We start from the raw sequence: 19,170 nt of genomic DNA, 5'->3' as shown, positions 1-19,170 counted from the left end.
AAACGGACATCATGCGATGCAGGTTTCGGGATTGGGTTCGGGATTGCGGAGAAAATCGGCGTACCGCCCATTGGTTTCGAGCAAGCTTTCGTGCTGGCCCGATTCCACGACGCGCCCCTCCTCAAAGACAAAGATGGTGTCCGCGTGGACAATCGTTGTCATTTTGTGGGCGATGACGATGACCGCATGCTCGTGGGCCAGTTCCTCCAACGTTTCACGGATAATCAGCTCGTTCTCGGGATCGAGCGCGGAGGTCGGCTCGTCGAAGATGAACAGGGAAGGCCGCTTGACCAACGCCCGAGCAATGGAGAGTCGCTGCTTCTCTCCACCGGACAGGTTAACCCGTTCCGTAACGATGCTGTCATAGCCGTCCGGGAGAGCGGCGATTTTGTCATGAAGCTTTAGCTTGCGGCAGACACGCTCCATCTCCTGGTCACTGACTGCGGCATTTCCACACCGGATATTATCACGGATGCTGGCATTCAACAGATCAATGTCCTGTGACACAAAGCTGACGTTTTCGCGAAGTCTCCTCGTCTCGATCTGATCGAGAGTCTCTTCGCCAATTCGAATACTCCCCGAGCTCGGGGCATACAGCTTCAGAAGCAGCTTTACGAGTGTGCTCTTTCCTGAGCCTGACGGGCCGATAAAAGCACTCAGCCCTTTTCCCGGGATGACGAGCGACAAGTCGCGGAGAGCCTCCGAGCCTTCCTCCTTGTAAGAGAAGGAGACGTCATGTACCCGAATATCCCCTGATACTCTGCCGTCCTCTCGGCCATCCAGTGCTTCGTTCTCCATCTCCATATATTCGAATACTCGATCAAAGATGGGGATTGTCTTATTCAGCTCGATGTTGTTGTCGAGAAGCTCATAGACCGGTTGAACCAGGAGCTGAAAGTAGAGTCCCATCCCGATTACCGTTCCGAGTGTCATCGTATCTTGCATGACCGATAACGTACCTAGCCCGTAAATGACACACAGAGACAAGACCACCAGCACATTCGCCAGGTTGTTCAGGAGAATATTCAAGGCCATGATGTTTTTGTTCGCCTTATAGCATCGAGTGAGTACGGCTTGAAAGCGAGCTTGTATGTCAGGCTCTACGCTAAAGGCCTTAATGGTTAAAATCGAGTCTGCCATCTGATTGATGCTCGTACACATCCGGTCATAGTTTTCTTGCTGCTCGAGGGCTAGCTTGTTGAACCGCTTGCTGATGATCCAGTTTACGCCGAAGAACACGACGAACAGCCCCGCCACAATCATCGTTAGAGAGGCAGAAAGATAAAGCATCCCCACGACGATGGTGATGATCATCAGAATGTTTTTGATAAATACGACAAAAAAGTTCGTAATAAACTGGCTTGAAGACCGTCCATCGTTCAGGAGGCGCGAAACGATATCCCCCTTATGGGTTCGATCAAAAAACGACATAGGTGCGCGCAGAACCTTGCTGAACATCTTCTCCCGGATATCGTACGTCACGCGTTCAGTAATGGTAAGAAAGATACGATCCTTGAAATATCCGACGATGGGCTGGGACACGCATACCACAAAAAACAACCCCAACCCCCAATAGAGCTTATGCGTCGAATCCGTCGGAATCACTTCATCGATCAGAAACTTGGATACGATCGGGGATCCAAAAGCGGACAGCGCATAGAGCACCGTTAGAAGAAAGCCGATTCCTTCCCACCATGCGTAGGCCTTCATCATTTGGATCATCCGCTTAATCAGCTGCTTCATGCCCTTCACCGTCTCCACCCGTTAATGGTTTGACCAGTCGCGTCCGATAAATGCTGAGCCCAACATGTTCCAGCAGCTTCACGACCTTTTGGTTGTGGCTGAACACATCCGCGGCCAGGTAGCGTCTGCCTTTTTCCATCGCCCATTCCTCTGCAGCCTTATAAAGCCGAAAAGCCGTTTTGAAGGACCGCTCTGTCTCCTCCACATACAGGTGCAGAATGTAGGCATAGTCGTCTGCAAAAAAGTAAAAGTCACCCGGGTAAAGCCATATTTCAATGAAGCCGATAACCGCTCCGTTCTCCTCCGCCATAAAGATCCGACAATCTGTGTTTCGCAGCGCCTCGTAGAACTGCTCCTCTCCACTGGAAAACTCAAAGCTTCCCCTGTAATACGGATCCTTGCTCAACTGGTCGATCGAGAGCTTCCTCCACAGCTCGGCCACCAAAGGCAGGTCATCCGGTACGGCTGTTCTTATGGCAAATGACATGTTGAAATCGCCCCTCCCGTCACCGATTGCTTTAACTGCCTTATTACGCCCTTCATTGCCTCTACTCCCAGCCAATCATCCTCTTGGAAGTTGGTCTTTGGAGAGAGCTTCGACAGAATGGCTTTCAGTCCGTATGTGCCAATCAAGGAATCGATCAATGCCCCACACAGGTTGTATAGGTGCTCGTCTCCATAATCGAGCTGATAGGCATCCTCCTTGGAGAAACAATCCTCTTCAATCCACATGGAGGCCGTTTGTTCCGCAAAGTGGAGCGCGAGACCTTCGTGAAGCCAGAGTGGGCAGCGGGAGGCCGTCCTGTCATTTACAATGACATGCGTCAATTCATGAACGACGATCTGGCCGAACTCCCCTGACCGCTTATCCACCCAGGCGGGGTAATCCAGCATGAGGATCCTGCCGTCGGAGTAGGTGCCCGTCACCCAATTCGGAACCTCCATTCCCAGGTAGCAGCCAAGCTCCTCTGTGCCATCAAACAGCATGACCTCCACCGGCTTCGAAAAGGAAAATTGCTCCTTCAGAAGCCGGATCTTCTGAATCCAACGATCCTGCGTGCCCAAATAAGCGAGAACACGAGGATCGGTCAGGGTAATCCCCAAGAGGTCATTCACAGCCGCAGGCATCTCCCACGCAGACGGGCTCCGGGCTGTCCTTCTTTTGCAAATAGGTCAGCTTCAACACGTCCTCCAAGTTGTACTTCCATTTCTCGCATTCGGGCTTGGAGCCATTGCGCGCCCCGTTGTAGGGACAGCCGCCCATACAAACCGGGAGGAGGCTGCACTCCACGCACTCGGCATAATCGAAAGGAGACCAGAAGATGTAATCCACATTGCGCATGTACATATCCTCATCCGGCGCTTCATTACGGCGAAGCACTTGTCCAACGGCTTTTTCCACAGAACCAACATCGTTCCAGCACTTATACATGAACCCTTCGGGGTCAACGACAAAGGAGCTCGTAGAATCTGCGCAGCAATAGTTGGCTTTAATTCCCGGGTAATAGGGATAGCCGCCTGCACTGAAGCCCTTGCGATGAAGAATATCCTGATACTTCACATTCTTGCGGGCATACTCCTCTGTGTTCATGCAGGCATCTGCCACCGAAGTACAAGCATCGGTATAAGCATTGACATGTCCGAGGCCAATGCCCACGTCTTTCAAGTCGTTATCAATCAAAATATCCAGCAGCTCTTCTATGTAATCTACATTTGTCTTGTCCACGTTAATGCGAATGCTGATGTTTTGAATACCGTTCTCCTTCAACTTGCGGGTGTTGGCCAGAATGGCGTCAAAGGTTCCTTTGTCACTCGTCTTCAGCATGCGGCGGGTGTTGTGAATTCGGGCTGGACCATCCAAGGTGATTTGCGCCCCGTTAATCCGCAATTCCTTGAACTGCGCGATGGTCTCATCATCCAGCAGGTATCCGTTCGTGACGATAAATGCTCCGTAGCTTGCCCCATTCTCTTCACAGACCCGAATCATTCGCTCGGACATATCGGCGATGATTCCCTTAGCCAGAAGCGGTTCTCCCCCATACCAGGTGATGCTGATTTCCTTTCGCTGCTTGGCAGCATCGCTCACCAGCTCGACCAGCGCATCCTGTACTTCTCGGCTCATCATGCCGTTCTTCGGATTCTCATAACAGTAGGGACAACCAAAATTACAGCTCAAGGTTGGAGCGATGGTGAGCCCGAGACTGTCCGAGTTGAATTTACCGGCAAAATGACGATACTTGATCACTTTCAACTCGTCAAAGCTGTCCTTTAAGATATAGTTGCCGAGGAGCATCTGATCGACCAAATCCTTCTCCTCGCCCGCGAGCCCTTCATAATCAAGCTCCGGTGCTCGATCCAACATAGACAGAAAATCCTCGTTCACCTCTGCGAGAGCACAGGTCATGCTGTTAAAGGCAAGCTTTGTCCCATCCTCCAGCGTCCAAAACATGTTATACCTGGATACCTTCATTCGCCTTTTCCCCCCGTAAGATTAAATTGGTATGTTCCGTCACAGAATGAAGACGGCTGGGCGCAAAGCGGGTGCATCCGTACGCATTCGCGCCGTACAGCCGCTTCTAGACGGGACTTATCCCGGATGTAGGATCATGGAGATGGATGATACATTCCGCACTGTTTGGTGCAGTCGTTGTGGCATTGATGAACACAGACGAGGCAGTAGCCCTCTGCGGTTTTGGATTGAGGCCTTATTATGTAGGTCATACCAGGTCCACCTCTCTCCTTACAGAATGAATGCCGATTACTTCAGGATGACGCATTGGTCCTTGCAGCGATTGTCACAGTTCGATTTACACGCGATGCAGAAGCCCACTTCAAACTTGTTTTTCGGTTGCACGACGAATTGCATAACCCTCTCTCCCTTCTTTTACTATGAAAGACCTGCCTGTTCTCACATGCTGATTAGCGTTTGCCGCCGCAGGAGTTGGGGTCATACCCGCAGCCCGTTTGTTTACCGCAGTCATTGTGGCAGTTCTTGCTGCACGCATTACAGAAGCCAAGCTCAAACCGATTGGCAGGACGCACGACGAAGGTCATGGTGGATTCACCTCCTTTCCATCGCTTCTATTAAGTGAAGAAAATCACTTAATCGCTTAAAAAAACGTACTCATACGTACTTGGGTCTGCACACATCGCAGCGATGACATTCGTTACACTTCGTCGAATAACAGTAGCCAACTACAAAGCCTCGTACAGGCCGTACCAGGTAATGCATGCCATTCATCCTTTCCATAATCGGACTAGACGACGATCTTGGGGCTGCATTTGGTGCAATAATCGCATTTGTCGCAACGGTTGCAGAAGCAATAGCCGCTGGTTTTGGCTTCAGGCCTCACGATGTATTCCATCGACCAACCTCCTAAATCATCAATCAATAATAATAGGGATCACACTTGTTGGAGCAGCGAGAGGTACAATTGTTGCAGTTTCGACAGAAGCAATAGCCTTGCACCCACCTATTCCTCGGAAGGACCACGTAGGACATGCCACTCCTCCTTTCTACTTTTTCGACTTGACGCCGCATTGGGTTCCGCACAGATCGTGACAATCTGAGCACCGGTCGCAGTAGCAGTACCCGAATCCGCTCTTATGGATCGGCTTCACGACATATTTCATCCTCTTCCACCTCGCAACCCTTAGGTTTCGTTCACAATGCAGTCAATAGCGCAAACAATGGTACAGTTGTGATGACAGACCTGGGCGCAAACCTTTTTGCTGCAGCTGTAGCAATACCCGATGCTCATCTTGGTAGCAGGCATGACGACATAATGCACGATATCATCCTCCTTCCAATAAAATGGTAGAGCGGGACTACGACTTTTACGCTACTATTATTTGGAATAATTGTCAATTAGCGCATTTTGTCGATGTTCGTCACATTGGATAAGCTTTCCGTTAACATCAACGTGAGGCTAAAAAGAATACATAGAATCCCAACCCGATACATAAAGTGAATGGAATCGGTATATCCGCTCTGCGACATAGGAGCATGGATAAGGAGGGACGAAAGGTGTTGACTGGCTTTATCGGGACCGGAAGCATGGGAAGCATCCTGATCGAAGCGTTCATCCGCTCCGGCGAGCTGCTTCCGGAGGAGATTCTAGCGGTCAACCGGACTCCGTCCAAGGCCGAACGGCTAGCCCGCTGCTTTCCCGGCCTTCAGCTCGCGGAGAGTGTTACAGAGGCTGCCTCAAGAAGCGATATCCTCTTCCTCTGCGTAAAACCGGGGGATTACCCTCATTTGCTTCATCAAATTGCCCCCTTCTGCCGGGAAGACCAGTGGGTGGTGTCCATTACGAGCCCGGTTATGGTCGACCAATTGGAAGAACGGCTCCCCGGCAAAGTCGCGAAGGTCATCCCGAGCGTAACCAACTATGTGCTCGGCGGTGCGGCACTTTGCATCTATGGCAGCCGGGTGGGGCGAAAAGACAGGCAGCGGTTCGAGCAGTTCCTGGCTCCCATCAGCCGGCCGCTGGAAGTACGGGAGGAGCACACCCGCATCAGCTCGGATCTGTCGAGCTGCGGGCCGGCCTTCTTCGCCTTTTTGCTCGACAAGCTCATCACGGCAGCCGTTGAAGTGTCCGGCATCGACCGCGAGGAAGCCCGACGCATGGCCAGCGAGATGCTGCTTGGCACCGGTATGCTCTTGACCTCAGGCGGCATGTGCCCGCAGGATATCGTGCGCCGGGTTTCGGTTCCCGGCGGAATTACGGAAGGCGCGCTCAAGCTGCTGGATCAAGAGCTCGGTTCAACCTTCGAGCGGCTCATCGAGGTGACGCACGCCAAATTCCGCGAGGATGCGGAGAAGGTGGCGGAACTGTTCGCGGGATGGGATTCACCATCCGCTTCTGATTCTGCGCCCAGCACTAGCACCTAACAAATCGGCTGCGCCATTAATCAAAAAGGACCTTGCCGACTGCGATTACTCGCAGCAGCAAGGTCCTTCTCTTTTGAGGGAGCGGTTTATCCCTATATGGCTGTTCCTCGTTGAATGCTCCTGTTTCTTTCTTGTTACTTTCTTGTTACTTCACGACGATGTTAACGAGCTTGCCCTTCACGGCGACGACCTTGACGACGGACTTGCCCTCTGTCAGCTCCTTCACCTTCGGAAGTGCGAAAGCAGCCTCCTGCATCGCTTCCTGTGACAGGTCGGCGGCGATCTTCACGCGATCGGCAATCTTGCCGTTCACCTGCACGACGATCTCCACCTCGTCATCGACCGTCATCGCCTCGTCATAAGCCGGCCACAGAACGTAGGTGATCGACTCCGTATGGCCGAGGCGCTCCCAGAGCTCTTCCGCGATATGCGGAGCGAGCGGCGAGAGCAGTTGCACGAAATGCTCCATCGCCTGGATCGGAAGCGATTCGGTCTTGTACGCTTCGTTCACGAAGATCATCAGTTGGCTGATCGCTGTATTGAAGCGCAGGCCCTCGTAATCCTCCGTGATCTTTTTGATCGTGCGGTGCCATACACGCTTGAATTCGGCGCTTCCTGCCGCCTCGTCCTTCGTCAGCTTCGGGTTCAGCGTACCGTCCTCCTGGACGTACAAGCGCCAGATCCGGTTGAGGAAGCGGTAAGCCCCTTCGACCCCGGTCTCGCTCCATGGCTTGGTCGCCTCCAGAGGACCCATGAACATTTCATACAGACGGAGCGTATCGGCCCCGTACTTGCTCACGATTTCGTCCGGGTTGATGACATTGCCGCGGGATTTGCTCATCTTCTCGTTGTTGTTCCCGAGAATCATCCCTTGGTTGACGAGCTTCTGGAACGGCTCCTTGGTCGTCACAAAGCCGAGATCATAGAGCACCTTGTGCCAGAAGCGGGCGTACAGGAGGTGAAGGACCGCATGCTCGACCCCGCCGATGTAGAGGTCAACCGGAAGCCACTTCTTCTGAAGCTCCGGCGAGCAAAACTCTTTGTCGTTGTGCGGATCGATGTACCGGAGATAATACCAGCAGCTTCCCGCCCATTGCGGCATCGTGTTCGTCTCGCGGCGTGCCTTCATGCCGGTCTCCGGATCGATGGTGTTGACCCAGTCTTCGACATTCGCAAGCGGAGACTCTCCTGTTCCGGAAGGCTTCACCGAATCCACATTCGGAAGCATGAGCGGCAGCTCTTCCACCGGAACCGTCTTCATCGTGCCGTCTTCCAGGTGCAGAATCGGGATCGGCTCGCCCCAATAACGCTGCCGGCTGAAGAGCCAGTCGCGGAGGCGGTAGGTGGTCTTGCCTTGCCCCTTGCCGTTCTCTTCCAGCCAGGCGATCATCTTGGCGATGGCTTCTTCGTTCTTCAGTCCGTCAAGGAAGCCGGACTGAACATGCTCTCCGTCTCCCGGATAGGCAGCCTTCGCCACGTCTCCGCCCTTCACCACTTCCTTGATCGGAAGCTGGAAGGCCGTTGCAAATTCGTAGTCGCGCTCATCGTGACCCGGTACCGCCATGATAGCCCCGGTGCCGTAGCCCGCCAGCACGTAGTCGGCGATCCAGATCGGCGTGCGCTCGCCGTTCACCGGGTTGACCGCGTAAGCTCCGGTGAAGACCCCGGTCTTCTCCTTGGCCAGGTCGGTGCGCTCGAGATCGCTCTTATGGGAGGCTTTCTCGCGATACAGCTGGATGGAATCCAACTGCTCCGGCGTCGTAATCGCATCGACGTATTCATGCTCCGGCGCAAGCACGCAATAAGTAGCGCCGAACAGGGTGTCGGGGCGTGTCGTGAAGACCGTAAGCGCCATGTCGGCATGGCCCTCGATCGCAAACTTCACTTCAGCACCCTTCGACTTGCCGATCCAGTTGCGCTGCATGTCCTTGATGCTCTCGGACCAATCAAGCTCCTCCAGGTCCTCCAAGAGCCGTTCAGCATATTCCGTGATGCGGAGCACCCATTGACGCATCGGCTTGCGGATAACCGGATGGCCGCCGCGTTCGCTCTTGCCGTCGATGACTTCCTCGTTCGCCAGCACCGTACCGAGGGCCGGGCACCAGTTTACGGGAACTTCGTCGACATATGCGAGGCCTTTGTTATAGAGCTGGATGAAAATCCATTGCGTCCATTTGTAGTATTCCGGGTCCGTCGTGCTGACCTCGCGGTCCCAATCGTAGGAGAACCCGAGGGATTTGATCTGCCGACGGAAGTTGTCGATGTTCTTCTTCGTAAAGTCGCGCGGGTCATTTCCCGTATCGATGGCGAATTGCTCGGCCGGAAGGCCGAAGGCATCCCAGCCCATCGGATGGAGTACGTTGAAGCCGCGCATCCGCTTGAAGCGGGAAATGATATCCGTCGCCGTATAGCCTTCGGGGTGTCCAACATGCAGACCCGCTCCCGACGGGTAGGGGAACATATCCAGGGCATAAAACTTCGGTCTGTCGTTGTCCTCCAGCACCTTGAAGGTTTTTTGGTTATCCCAGCGGCCTTGCCATTTGGGCTCGAGCGCCTGGGGATGGTAGCCGACCGTCCCTTCGCGCCCCTCGTTTTGCTTACTTTCCTGCGTCATGGTTATCCTCCTCGACTCATAACTGCCAAAAAAACCTCTCGCCCCAGCTGTTAAGCTAGGGACGAGAGGTTGATTTCCCGCGGTACCACCCTAGTTAACCGGACAAACGTTGCCTCCGGCTCACTTTGCACACCCTTAACGCGGGCGAGACGGTCGGACTACTTCCGGGCTGACCGGTCAGGAGCTTTCGCTCTTGGTGATCGTCGCTTGTCGGGTTCATCCTTCGGCTCAAAGGCGAGTTCATCCGTCGCACTTGCCGGTTCCCACCCTACCGGCTCTCTGGGAAAGCGCTTGTCGAATTACTGGTCCTTTTCAATGCCTTGTTGCTGACATTATAGAAAGTCTCCGAGGAATTGTCAAGAAACACCCTATCGAATGAACCCCTTCTCGACATTAATTTCGAAGCTGTACAAACCAGCGAGTAAGGAATTTCCCGAACCGGCTTCGGTCGTCCTTGCGCAGGCGCAGCTGTAATCTGGCCGCGATGGATTCTGCCGTTTCCGATACCGTCAGCTCGTCGGTGTTGAGATGCTCGGCGAACAGCTCGGCCTCCAACGCTTCCAGGCAGCGATCCATTTGGGCGACCGACCACGAATCGCCCCCTTCTCCCCGGCTTCGCAGCCGCTTCGCCAAGGTTTCACGGGAGACGCGAAGGGTGAGGTGATGAAGATCGATCCCTTCCTTACGCAGACGGCCAATCGTCTCCCAGAAGTACAATGGTTCGGTAATGGTCATCGGCACAAGAATGATACCTTTGTAGCTTTTATTTAAATAGGCCAGCGTGGAGTAGGTCACTTCTCTCCACATCGGATAATCCTGAAAATCGCCGGTTGCCGCTTCCTTCGGGATCACCTTTTGCAGGAAAGCTCCCGCTACCTCCGGATCATAAACCATCGAACCCGGAAGTCGCCTCTTCAGCTCATAAGCCGTCTGGGTTTTGCCAGCTCCGAATGCACCGTTCAGCCATATGATCATCCGTCGGTCCCTCCTTTTGCCGCCTTCCAGTGAGAGTAATTCCAGGAAGGCCAGCCTTGATGAGTGGCGGCTTGGGCTCTTTGCTTGATCTCATGCACCGCCTGCAAGAGACCTTCAATCTCGGGATGCTCGGCCTGGAACTTGGAGAGAACCGGGTAAGCATCCGAAGACAATCCGCCAAGATAGGCCGCATCGATCTTTCCTGTGCGTTCGTAACGGTCTGTATTGTTGCGGGCGATCCGCTCATCCAGATTGGCGTAGGTCATCACCAGACAGGCGAGCAAGGTCGTCACGGCGAACAGCTTGGACAGCTCCAGACGTTCTCTCCAGATGCGGGCCAACGCGAGCAGAAAAAACACACCGAGATACAGCATGAATCCGTGCACCAAAAGTCGGAGCATCGTGTATCCGTAAGCATCCTCATACAGCGACAATCGAGTATAAGCGGATATCAACATGACCAGCGTACATAAGACGAGAAGGCCAAACAGCAGGCGGCGCACCCGATCCATGACGGGACTTCCCGGAGCAATCACCTTGAAGCCCGCCAGCAGGATCGTCAGGTTGATCGCCGCGACCAGCACCAGCTCCGCGAAGCCTTGCCGGGCGTAATCGGCGTAGACGACCCCTTCCGGCAGCAGCCCCTGCGCCCCTCCGAACAGATAGGCGAATTGCACAATGGCGAACAGCAGGTAGAGCACATTCACCGCGCCGAGAAAGCCCGCCGCCACCAGTGGATCGAGCTTGGGAATACCAAGTCCGTCATGCAGGTGAGCCTCTTCTTCGAAAAGAGTTCCTTTTTGACCCTGCTTTGTCTTTTGCCCATCCGCGTGCTCCGCTTCGGGATCAAGGGAGGCCGTTCTCTTTTCCAGGACAAGTCCCCAGAAGAAGCAGAACAGGTACCACGCGATCACGAGGGCGAACACCGAGCGGCCTACGCCTTCTCCAAGAGACAGCCTTCCGAGCCATTCTGGAAAAGCGCTGAGCCATGAATCAAACACCGGATCCGCAGAGGCGAGCAGCATCAGGACGAACAGCAGAACCGGAAGCGCAAGCGCCAGCCCCAAAAGGAGTTTTCGTGCCTGCGAAGCCGAGGTGTTCTCCTTCTTGCCGAATCGAATGCGTTTGCCGATCAACTGAGCGGGAACGAGCAGGCGCCTAATCGGAGCCCCAATCCCTGCATAGAGGAGAGCGGTGAGCCACTTCGATCCTTTTTTATGGAGAAAGCCGTCCTGCCGCAGCAAGAGCGAGTGGTAGACCAGCAGCGCCGCAAGCACCGGAACGTTCAATACACGGAATACGCTATTCGCAAACAGGGTGTACGATAGCGCAAGCAGGAGAGCGGCCGCTAACGGGAGCCAAAGCTGCCAGGGACGAAGAAGGAAACCCTTCCCGGTCTCTGATCTCCCCTGGGTAAAGAAGAACAGCAGTCCATAATAGGCCAGAAGCAGGACCGCGACCGAGATTCCCGGAGACCGGTCAACAAGCAAGTACTGACTCAGCACACCAAAGAGCAGGACAAGCAGTCCCCACAACGGGACGCTGGCTTTCGCCTGGATCGATTCGTTCATCGTGGACCTCTCCTTTTCGAAACGGTACCGATTGGGGTTTTCTCCTTTCATTGTAACCTGTAAAATAAGAAGAAAAAGTGCAAGTTTCATTTTATTAATTTCATATTTTGCAAAAGGAGGTCCGACATGAAGCTTCGCAAGCAATACCTGGAGCTATGCCGCCATTATGGATCGTTCGCGGAATCGGCTCCGCTTGAGGCCATTGAGGTAACCACCGGCGAGCTCGCCGAGGTGCTGGACTGCACCCCTCGCACGATCATCACCCTGATCGGCCGCATGCAGGAGAAGGGCTGGCTCACCTGGCAGCCGAAACGAGGGAGAGCGAACCGTTCGGAGCTTACCTTCCACGTCCCGCTAACCCGGGCTGCCGTGGAGGAAGCGGAGGAGCTCGCCGAACGAAACGATCTGTTCGCGGCCATTGAGCTCCTTCGCTCGTTCCAGTTGGACACCTCCTCCCTCTCCAGGGAGTGGCTGACCCGGCAGTTCGGGGTCCAGACCGTTCGACGCGGCCAGCGCCGGTCGGATATGCTGCGGTTTCCTTTGCCGCAGACTCTTCACAGCCTCGATCCGGCCCGCATTCACTTCACCGGCGAATCCCACCTCGTTCAGCAGCTCTTCGACGGGCTCATTCAATGCGACAGCAAGGGCGGGCTGCATCCTCATCTCGCTCATGCCTGGGAAGCGGACGAAGCCCGCACGAGCTGGACCTTCTACCTGCGCAAGGGCGTTCGCTTTCACCATGGCCGGGAGCTCACCTCGGCCGATGTTCGGTATACGCTGGAGCGATTGCTTGCGCTGGCGCCGCACGGCCTGTTCAATTGGGTGTACCGCGGCATCAAGCGGATCGAGACTCCGGATGCGTATTCCGTCCAGATCGAGCTGGAGCAGCCCAACGAGCTGTTCCCGTCTTTCCTTGCCAGCAGCCGGGCTTCGATCGTCCCGATGGATCGGTGCGAGGAGTTGGGCCTTAGCTTTGGCGAGCAGCCGGTAGGTACCGGACCTTACCGGCTCGTCGAACGCGCGGGACAGGTGTGGATTTTGGATGCCTTCGCAGATTACTTTCAAGGTAGAGGGTTTCTGGATCGGATAGAGGTGTGGAGCATCGCCGAAGAGCATGTGGAGCAGGCGCGGGAAACCATGCCGCCGTTTCAGCTCATGCACAATGTACGCCTGCCCGATCGGGAGGCCGGAAGCTGGCAGGAGATTCGGCAGACCGGGATGACCTGCAAGTTTCTCACGGCGCCGCATAAGCCGGGCGGGGCATTGGTTAGCGTTGCGGATCGCATCCGGTTTCGTCGTCTTCTGAATCGAGAGAGGCTTCTCGCTTTGCTGGACGGGGACGTCGTGGACGGAGTGGACAGCTTTTGGCCGATTCGCACCATGGGAGAAGGAGCGATGCCGTATCTCGATCGCGGGGACGACCGGCTGGAGGACTCCTTGGAGAAGGGGAATGCCTCGACTGCTTCTCCCCTGCCCCCCTTGACCCTCATCACCATCCCGGAATATGAACGAGATGCCAGACTGGTCGCCCGGGTATGCGCGGAGAGCGGGATTGAGATCAAGCTGCAGCTGCTCGCAGCAGAAGAGTTCAACACTGACAAGCGGTTCGAAGCGGACCTGCTGCTGTTTGCCGTTACCCTTGACGAGCAGCGGGAGCTCCGGTTGATCGACCTCTTCACCAGCATCTGCGAACACGCCGACGACCCCCTTCGCCGCGAGCTCAGGCAGCTCATGAGCGACATCCGGCACGAAGCCGATTCGGAGGGCCGCATCGATCGGTTTCTGGAGATTGAGGAGCTTCTCGATCAGCGGAGCAGCTTGTTTTTTCTCTATCGAAAAAGCCTCAAAACCGCTTTCCATCCGTCCATTCGCGGCGTCACGCTGGAATCCCTGGGCTGGGTTCGCTTCCGCGACATCTGGTTTACGGACAAGAAGGAATGGTCTTGAGGCGAAGGCTGCGCGCTAATCGACAATTGTTGAAGAGAGGGACGAAGGGTCAGCCATGACAGTCGAGGGTGCTTCAGCAGCGGCTTCGGCTTGGCGAGACAGACGGGGCAAGGTGAAGGCGAAGAGGAGAAAGGCCGTTAGCATGAGACCGGCAAGCGCCAAATACAAAGCCAGGAGGGACAACGTTCCCGGGTACAGAAGGGTCACGAGCCCGAGGGTAATCGATTGGCCGAGCATAAGCACAGGGTCATTCCAGGCCGTCACCCTTCCCATCATGGAGGGGTCCACCAGACTCGGAATCCAGCCGCCGATAGCGACGTTGAGGGGGGCAATCAGAAAGCCTAAGCCGAAGACAAGACCCAAGTATACCCATGGCTGATCAACGAAGCCCAGCACCGTCATCAAGATACCGGATAAGAGCAGGGCTGCAAGAATGGTTCCGTGCGGCTTCCATCGTTTCACGATCGTGGGGGCAATCCCGCTGCCGAGGAATAGTCCTGCTCCAAGAAAGAGAGCAAACAGGGAGGAAAAGGTTTTGTATTCATCGGGGGCCAGCTTGTATTTCATCGTGAACATGGGCAAAATCGCAAAGCCTCCGTTCAAGAACCCGAAGAGGAAAAAACCTGCAATGAGCGCCATAAGCAGCGGACGCTGCCGGATATAATGAAGTCCTTCCCGAAAATCCGCCACCATACGGCTTAAACTCAAGCCAGACCGTGCGATTCTTTCATCAGGCTGAGCCTCTCCCTTGCCAGGACTACGGACTCCCTTCGGAAAAGAGCAGGTTTGCAGCAGGCAGCCTGCGGTCAGAAAGCCGAAAGCGTCGATGGCAACCGCTCCATAGATGCCGATCATCGTATAAGCGATCGCGCCAATCCCTACTCCGAACAACATGAACACCCCGAACAGCATCTGGTTCAAACCGGAGGCCGAGATGTACTGCTCCTTGTGAAGGATGCCTTGCAGCAACGCAGTTTCTGCCGGTGCATAAAATTTCGCTACCGCGCTGCGCAAGAACAGAACAGCGAAGATAAGCGGAAGAACGCCTAGCCAGATGGAGCCAAAAAGAATAGCGGTAAGTCCAAGGCGAATCCAGGCGCTGTTCGCTGCGATCCTTTGACGATCATACCGATCGGCCACTACCCCTACAAGAAAGAAGACGAAGAGCGTCGGCAGCGAATACATGAGCTCCGCAAGCGAGGCATAGCCCGGCTGAGCTGCAAAACGGTCGAGCAGATAGAAGGCGAACGCCATATTCCCGACGGTCGTTCCGAGTTGGGAGGCGAAGGAAGCGAGGAACAAGCGAACGAACAAGCGATTGCGAAACAGCTCCTTCATCAGCTAGCCTCCTCCGGATTCTGAACCTGCAGCAGATGGCGAAGCGTCATCTGGAAGCCTTCCGCTTGCTCTTGGACGTGAAGCGGCTCGTGCCCGATCAGCAAGCTGTCGATGTGGACGCCTTCGGTAAAGCTGATGATCATGCGCGCAAGGGTAGGCAGAGGAAGAAGCGGACGAAATTCTCCCCGTTCCGTGCCCTTGGCAAGAAAGGTTTCCACAAAAGCGCGAACCCGTTCATAGCGTCCAATCTGAATCTGGCGACGTTCCTCCACCTTTTCCCGATCCAGAAAAAACTCCATCAAGGCAACCGCCAGCGAGTCTTCTTCCTGAGTAGCCGCCATCCCGCCGAGCAATTGGACAATAGCACTCCAGCACGAGCCGACATTCTCCCCCGCCTGCTGAAAAAATTGCTCATCCCGGTTGTCGATGTCATCCAGGATGGCAAGCAGCATTTCATCTGTGCTGGAAAAGTACAAGTAAACCCCTCCGCGGCTTAACCCGGACTCCTCCACCACATCCTTCATCGTCACGCTCTTATAGCCGCGCTTGCTGAAAACCTGGATAGCCGACTGCAAAATCTGCCTGCGTTTGTCTTCCCTTTGATCCTCTGATAATTTGGGCGTCATGCTGCTCTTCCTCCTCTAAAAATAACGACACGCATGTCATTATAATAAAATGACACGCGTGTCGTTGTCAATGCTTTCCGAATCAGGAGGAGATCCGATCACCCTTAACGGCAAGAAAAAAGGCGCGCTCGGTTTCAGCATGAGCCGGATTCCAGGTAAAATCGCCATAACAATCCACGCGGACGAATCCCGCCCGGCTCAGCTCTTCCTTCAGCCAATTAAGAGAATAGGCGCGCTGGATATGCTCCTCCTCGATGCGAAGATAGCGCTCCGCCGTTTCCCTGGCGAAGATCGTCAGGTCGTGGACGATGGTCGAGGTCTCTTCTTCGAAGTCGCAGTACCAGATGTACGCGGCATCTTCCTCGTTCAGTAGAAACGGCTGCTCCTCCGCATACACCCGGAAGCGGTGCTCGGTGTTGACGTCAAACAGGAACAAGCCTCCGGGGGCCAGCCCCTCATAAGCGGCTCGGAACGCCGCCCGAATGTCTTCTTCCTCCGTGAGGTAATTCAGGCAGTCACACAGCGAGATGACGGCATCCGCGGCATTCGGCAGCGCCCAGTCTCGCATGTCCTGCTCCAGCCAGGTGATGCCGAATTCCCCCGCGTCCTCCGCCTTTTTCCTGGCAACGGTCAGCATATCGGCAGACAGGTCGATCCCGGTCATCGCATACTTTCGTTGCGCCAGCGGAAGGGTGATCGTTCCCGTGCCGCAGCCCAGATCGACGACTCGTACAGGCTTAAGCCCGTGCAGCCGCCAGCTCTCTTCCACGAAGGACAACCAATCTTCATAGGGCATGTCCTCCATCAACCGATCATACACCGCTGCAAAATGTCCGTAAGCCATGTTGCCTTCCTCCTCCATCCCTTACTTAGCCTAACCAAAAAGGCCGCGACGCGCTGAACTCGCCGCTACCGCTCGCAGAGCAACGCCAAGCCTTTCGGCTTGCCGACCTCTGAAACGAATCTCTTGGCGATTTCGATGGCGCGTAACGGCCTGTGACATCCATACTCTTTTTCCTCAGACGAGTTATGATGCGATTCGCTTATTGCTCGCTCTCCGGATCGCCCTTCTCGCCCAGCTTCTTGCCTGCTTCGGTCAGGTAGGTCCAGTTCTCGCGCTGCTCGATCAGCCCTTCCTTCATGAGCTTGCCGAGCGCCCGCTTGAAGGCTCCCTTGCTGACTCCGAACTTCGTCATGAGAATATCCGCCTGCGTGCTGTCGGAATACGGCATGGCACCGCCCGGGCGCGCGAGCAGGAAGTCCAGAATTTTCGTGGAGTCCTCCTCGCGTCCTTTTTCCTTCGATTCCCGCATCGTCAGGTTGACGCGGCCGTCCTCGCGGATGAAAACAGGGCGAACCTTCACTGTTTCCCCGACGCGAAGCATACGTGTGCGTTCGCTGGAATGAATCATTCCGATTGCTCCGAAGCCCGCTACTCCGCCATCGACCACCACAAAGGTTCCCAGCTGCAGCGGCTTATACACGCGCGCTTCCATCCACTGGTTGATCCAAGTGGATGGAGCCGGAATGGCGAGGGGAACGAGCTCCGCTTCTCCAGCAAGCCTGGCGACGAGCCGGCCCTGGCGATCATGCTGCAGGGCGACATAAACCCGGTCGCCCTTCTGCGGACGAAGCTCCTTCATCTCCGGCTGCTCGGAGAAAGGAAGGAGCAGGTTGCGGCCGAGCCCCATGTCCAGGAAGGTGCCGATGCGCGGGTGGATGTCCACCACCTCCAGCAGGGCCACTTCATCCAACCGGATCAACGGCTTCTTCATCGTGGCGGCAAGCCGATCCTCGGTGTCATAGAACAAAAACACCTCGACGGAATCTCCCGGCTTGATGTTCCGGGTCTTCTCCGTATAATGCAGCAGCACCTCACGGGTTCCATCGGTGACGAAAAACCCGTAAGGCGGTACTTCTTTGGCGACCCGCAGAGTGAGTACCTGTCCGGCCTCCATGGTCATACGCGCTCAACCGCTTTCGCGTCCGACCAGAGCTTTTCCAAACGGTAGTATTCCCGCTCGTCCCGATGGAAGACGTGGGCAACGACATCGCCCAGGTCGACCAGCACCCAACGTGCTTTGTCCATTCCTTCGAGTCCGCGCACGCGAACGCCGGCGGCTTCCGCCTTCTTGCGAATGTCAGTAGCAATCGCCTGTACCTGCGTCTCAGAATTCCCGTGGCAGATTACAAAGTAATCGGCAATGAGGGAAATCCCCTTCAGATCAAGCGCGATCAAATCCACGGCTTTTTTGCTGTCCGCTGCTTCCCAGACGAGATCCAGCAGTTGTTGTTCATTCATCGATTGTTCCTCCTGTCCCGGATCTCCTCGATCAGGGCATTTCTTGATAACAAAGTAAGGGGATAGATCTTTTCTCCCTTGCTGAGCAGATAGCGAATGGTGGAGTCGTAGCCTGCCACAAGCGCCCGCTCCACGCTCGTCTCCGCCAGCTTGCGGATGGCGGCTACCTCTGGGTAATCCCTTCCCGGCTCCATATAATCGGCCAGACAGACCACCTTTTCCAGCATGGTCATGCCCACTCGGCCTGATGTATGGTAACGGATGGCATTCAGCACATCCTCGTCGTCAATGCCAAATTCCTTGCTGACCACATACGCCCCGACCGGTGCATGCCAGAGCGGCTTGTCGTATTGCAGCAGGTCATTGGACAGGTCGCTCTCCAGGATCACCAGCCGCTGGCGCTCCGTGGGCCAGTATTTGCAGTAGTCATGGAGCAGTCCGGCGAGCTCCGCCTTGTCAGGGTCAGCGCCGTACTTCTCGGCCAGCTCCCGAGCCGATTGCATGACCCCTACGGTATGCTGCCAACGCTTGGCCGGAAGCTCCCGGCGGACAGCCTCCATCAACTCTTCACGTTTCATACAGACGGTTCACCTCCATGTAATCCAACACCGAATCGCTGACCAGGTAACGGACCGACAACCCCGCTTGCCGCCTGGCGCGGATCTCCGTCGACGAGATGTCGAGCTGCGGCATGGGCACAATGGTGATCCTCTCCTGCAGGGAAGGATCAAGCTCATCTACCCGAAGCGCAAAGCCAGGCCGAGCCACACCGATGAAGCGCACGATCCGTGCCAACTCGTCAATGCGATGCCATTTGGGCAGGTACATGATCATATCCGCACCCATGATGTACGAGAACTCAGCTTGCGGATTCCGCAAAGCCAGCTCCTTCATCGTATCGACGGTGTAGGAGGTACCTCCCTTGACCAGCTCGAAATCCGTGACGCTCAGGCGAGGGTTGCTCATCGCCGCCAGACGGGTCATTTCAAGCCGGTGGCGGGAGTCCGCGCGGGGGGCATGGGGCTTGTGCGGCGGGACGTTCGCCGGCATGATCCAGACTTCATCCAGTTCGCCGGCTTCCCCCGCCCGTTCCGCGGCCAGAAGATGGCCGATGTGGATGGGATCGAAGGTTCCCCCCATGATTCCGATCTTCATGCAAG

Annotated in this window: 20 protein-coding genes and 1 other annotated feature; of the genes, 2 read left to right on the top strand and 18 right to left on the bottom strand. The window is 55.5% G+C overall.

Going from position 1 to position 19,170, the window contains the following annotated elements:
* Positions 1 to 9: 9 nt before the first annotated feature.
* The 8 genes from AAFN83_RS20755 to AAFN83_RS22165 all read right to left on the bottom strand — a co-directional run bounded on the left by AAFN83_RS20755 (position 10) and on the right by AAFN83_RS22165 (position 5,376).
* Positions 10 to 1,743, bottom strand: coding sequence for an ABC transporter ATP-binding protein (locus AAFN83_RS20755; RefSeq protein WP_347772954.1), 1,734 nt, complete (start codon positions 1,741 to 1,743; stop codon positions 10 to 12).
* Positions 1,727 to 2,230, bottom strand: coding sequence for a GNAT family N-acetyltransferase (locus AAFN83_RS20750; RefSeq protein ID WP_347772952.1), 504 nt, complete (start codon positions 2,228 to 2,230; stop codon positions 1,727 to 1,729). Before AAFN83_RS20750 ends, AAFN83_RS20755 begins: the two co-directional genes overlap by 17 nt.
* Complete coding sequence (locus AAFN83_RS20745; protein WP_347772950.1) at positions 2,215 to 2,859, bottom strand: hypothetical protein; 645 nt, start codon at positions 2,857 to 2,859, stop codon at positions 2,215 to 2,217. The genes AAFN83_RS20750 and AAFN83_RS20745 overlap by 16 nt, the downstream gene beginning before the upstream one ends.
* Positions 2,852 to 4,213 (bottom strand): radical SAM/SPASM domain Clo7bot peptide maturase, encoded by a 1,362-nt coding sequence (ctpM, locus tag AAFN83_RS20740; protein ID WP_347772949.1) that lies wholly within the window; start codon positions 4,211 to 4,213, stop codon positions 2,852 to 2,854. The genes AAFN83_RS20745 and ctpM overlap by 8 nt, the downstream gene beginning before the upstream one ends.
* A 134-nt stretch (positions 4,214 to 4,347) precedes the next feature.
* The gene (locus tag AAFN83_RS22175; protein ID WP_481810537.1) at positions 4,348 to 4,464 is read right to left on the bottom strand and encodes a Clo7bot family Cys-rich peptide; all 117 of its coding nucleotides are present in this window, start codon (positions 4,462 to 4,464) and stop codon (positions 4,348 to 4,350) included.
* A 37-nt stretch (positions 4,465 to 4,501) separates the two neighbouring features.
* On the bottom strand, positions 4,502 to 4,609 hold the full coding sequence (locus AAFN83_RS22170) for a Clo7bot family Cys-rich peptide (protein WP_481810536.1): 108 nt from the start codon (positions 4,607 to 4,609) through the stop codon (positions 4,502 to 4,504).
* A 53-nt stretch (positions 4,610 to 4,662) separates the two neighbouring features.
* Positions 4,663 to 4,797 carry a Clo7bot family Cys-rich peptide gene (locus AAFN83_RS20735; protein WP_347772947.1) on the bottom strand — a complete coding sequence of 45 codons (135 nt, stop codon included), beginning with the start codon at positions 4,795 to 4,797 and terminating at the stop codon, positions 4,663 to 4,665.
* A gap of 462 nt (positions 4,798 to 5,259) precedes the next feature.
* Entirely contained in the window at positions 5,260 to 5,376 is a 117-nt protein-coding gene (locus AAFN83_RS22165) for a Clo7bot family Cys-rich peptide (protein WP_481810535.1), read from the bottom strand.
* A 394-nt stretch (positions 5,377 to 5,770) separates the two neighbouring features.
* Here AAFN83_RS22165 and comER point away from each other — a divergent pair, with 394 nt between their 5' ends.
* A complete protein-coding gene (comER, locus tag AAFN83_RS20730; RefSeq protein ID WP_347772945.1) occupies positions 5,771 to 6,637 on the top strand; it encodes a late competence protein ComER in 867 nt (288 codons plus the stop codon).
* Positions 6,638 to 6,782: 145 nt separating this feature from the next.
* On the opposite strand, the gene leuS is transcribed toward comER, so the two are convergent.
* The 3 genes from leuS to AAFN83_RS20715 all read right to left on the bottom strand — a co-directional run bounded on the left by leuS (position 6,783) and on the right by AAFN83_RS20715 (position 11,797).
* Complete coding sequence (gene leuS, locus AAFN83_RS20725) at positions 6,783 to 9,251, bottom strand: leucine--tRNA ligase (protein WP_347772944.1); 2,469 nt, start codon at positions 9,249 to 9,251, stop codon at positions 6,783 to 6,785.
* A 54-nt stretch (positions 9,252 to 9,305) separates the two neighbouring features.
* Positions 9,306 to 9,576: a binding site (T-box leader), on the bottom strand.
* Positions 9,577 to 9,644: 68 nt separating this feature from the next.
* On the bottom strand, positions 9,645 to 10,226 hold the full coding sequence (locus AAFN83_RS20720; protein ID WP_347772943.1) for an AAA family ATPase: 582 nt from the start codon (positions 10,224 to 10,226) through the stop codon (positions 9,645 to 9,647).
* Complete coding sequence (locus AAFN83_RS20715) at positions 10,223 to 11,797, bottom strand: DUF4153 domain-containing protein (protein WP_347772942.1); 1,575 nt, start codon at positions 11,795 to 11,797, stop codon at positions 10,223 to 10,225. Before AAFN83_RS20715 ends, AAFN83_RS20720 begins: the two co-directional genes overlap by 4 nt.
* A 126-nt stretch (positions 11,798 to 11,923) precedes the next feature.
* Here AAFN83_RS20715 and AAFN83_RS20710 point away from each other — a divergent pair, with 126 nt between their 5' ends.
* The gene (locus AAFN83_RS20710; protein ID WP_347772941.1) at positions 11,924 to 13,744 is read left to right on the top strand and encodes an ABC transporter substrate-binding protein; all 1,821 of its coding nucleotides are present in this window, start codon (positions 11,924 to 11,926) and stop codon (positions 13,742 to 13,744) included.
* Positions 13,745 to 13,759: 15 nt separating this feature from the next.
* Here the strand turns inward: AAFN83_RS20710 and AAFN83_RS20705 are convergent, their stop codons facing one another.
* From AAFN83_RS20705 to AAFN83_RS20675, 7 genes are all read right to left on the bottom strand, one after another.
* Positions 13,760 to 15,082 carry an MFS transporter gene (locus tag AAFN83_RS20705; RefSeq protein WP_347772939.1) on the bottom strand — a complete coding sequence of 441 codons (1,323 nt, stop codon included), beginning with the start codon at positions 15,080 to 15,082 and terminating at the stop codon, positions 13,760 to 13,762.
* Positions 15,082 to 15,708, bottom strand: coding sequence for a TetR/AcrR family transcriptional regulator (locus AAFN83_RS20700; protein WP_347772937.1), 627 nt, complete (start codon positions 15,706 to 15,708; stop codon positions 15,082 to 15,084). Before AAFN83_RS20700 ends, AAFN83_RS20705 begins: the two co-directional genes overlap by 1 nt.
* Positions 15,709 to 15,790: 82 nt before the next feature.
* Positions 15,791 to 16,552 (bottom strand): class I SAM-dependent DNA methyltransferase, encoded by a 762-nt coding sequence (locus AAFN83_RS20695; RefSeq protein WP_347772935.1) that lies wholly within the window; start codon positions 16,550 to 16,552, stop codon positions 15,791 to 15,793.
* Positions 16,553 to 16,751: 199 nt separating this feature from the next.
* Positions 16,752 to 17,672, bottom strand: coding sequence for a CvfB family protein (locus tag AAFN83_RS20690; RefSeq protein ID WP_347772934.1), 921 nt, complete (start codon positions 17,670 to 17,672; stop codon positions 16,752 to 16,754).
* Positions 17,669 to 18,010: a ribosome silencing factor gene (gene rsfS / locus AAFN83_RS20685; RefSeq protein ID WP_347772932.1), complete on the bottom strand. Its 342-nt coding sequence runs from the start codon at positions 18,008 to 18,010 to the stop codon at positions 17,669 to 17,671. Before rsfS ends, AAFN83_RS20690 begins: the two co-directional genes overlap by 4 nt.
* Positions 18,007 to 18,588, bottom strand: a complete 582-nt coding sequence (gene yqeK / locus AAFN83_RS20680; RefSeq protein WP_347772931.1) for a bis(5'-nucleosyl)-tetraphosphatase (symmetrical) YqeK — start codon at positions 18,586 to 18,588, stop codon at positions 18,007 to 18,009. Before yqeK ends, rsfS begins: the two co-directional genes overlap by 4 nt.
* Positions 18,578 to 19,165, bottom strand: a complete 588-nt coding sequence (locus tag AAFN83_RS20675) for a nicotinate-nucleotide adenylyltransferase (RefSeq protein WP_347772930.1) — start codon at positions 19,163 to 19,165, stop codon at positions 18,578 to 18,580. The genes yqeK and AAFN83_RS20675 overlap by 11 nt, the downstream gene beginning before the upstream one ends.
* Positions 19,166 to 19,170 lie beyond the last annotated feature (5 nt).

It is taken from the genome of Gorillibacterium sp. CAU 1737 (assembly GCF_039888655.1).
Classification (GTDB): Bacteria; Bacillota; Bacilli; order Paenibacillales; family NBRC-103111; genus Gorillibacterium.
The sequence above is the reverse complement of the archived record's forward strand: the minus strand, read 5'-3'. Positions and strand labels throughout refer to the sequence as shown.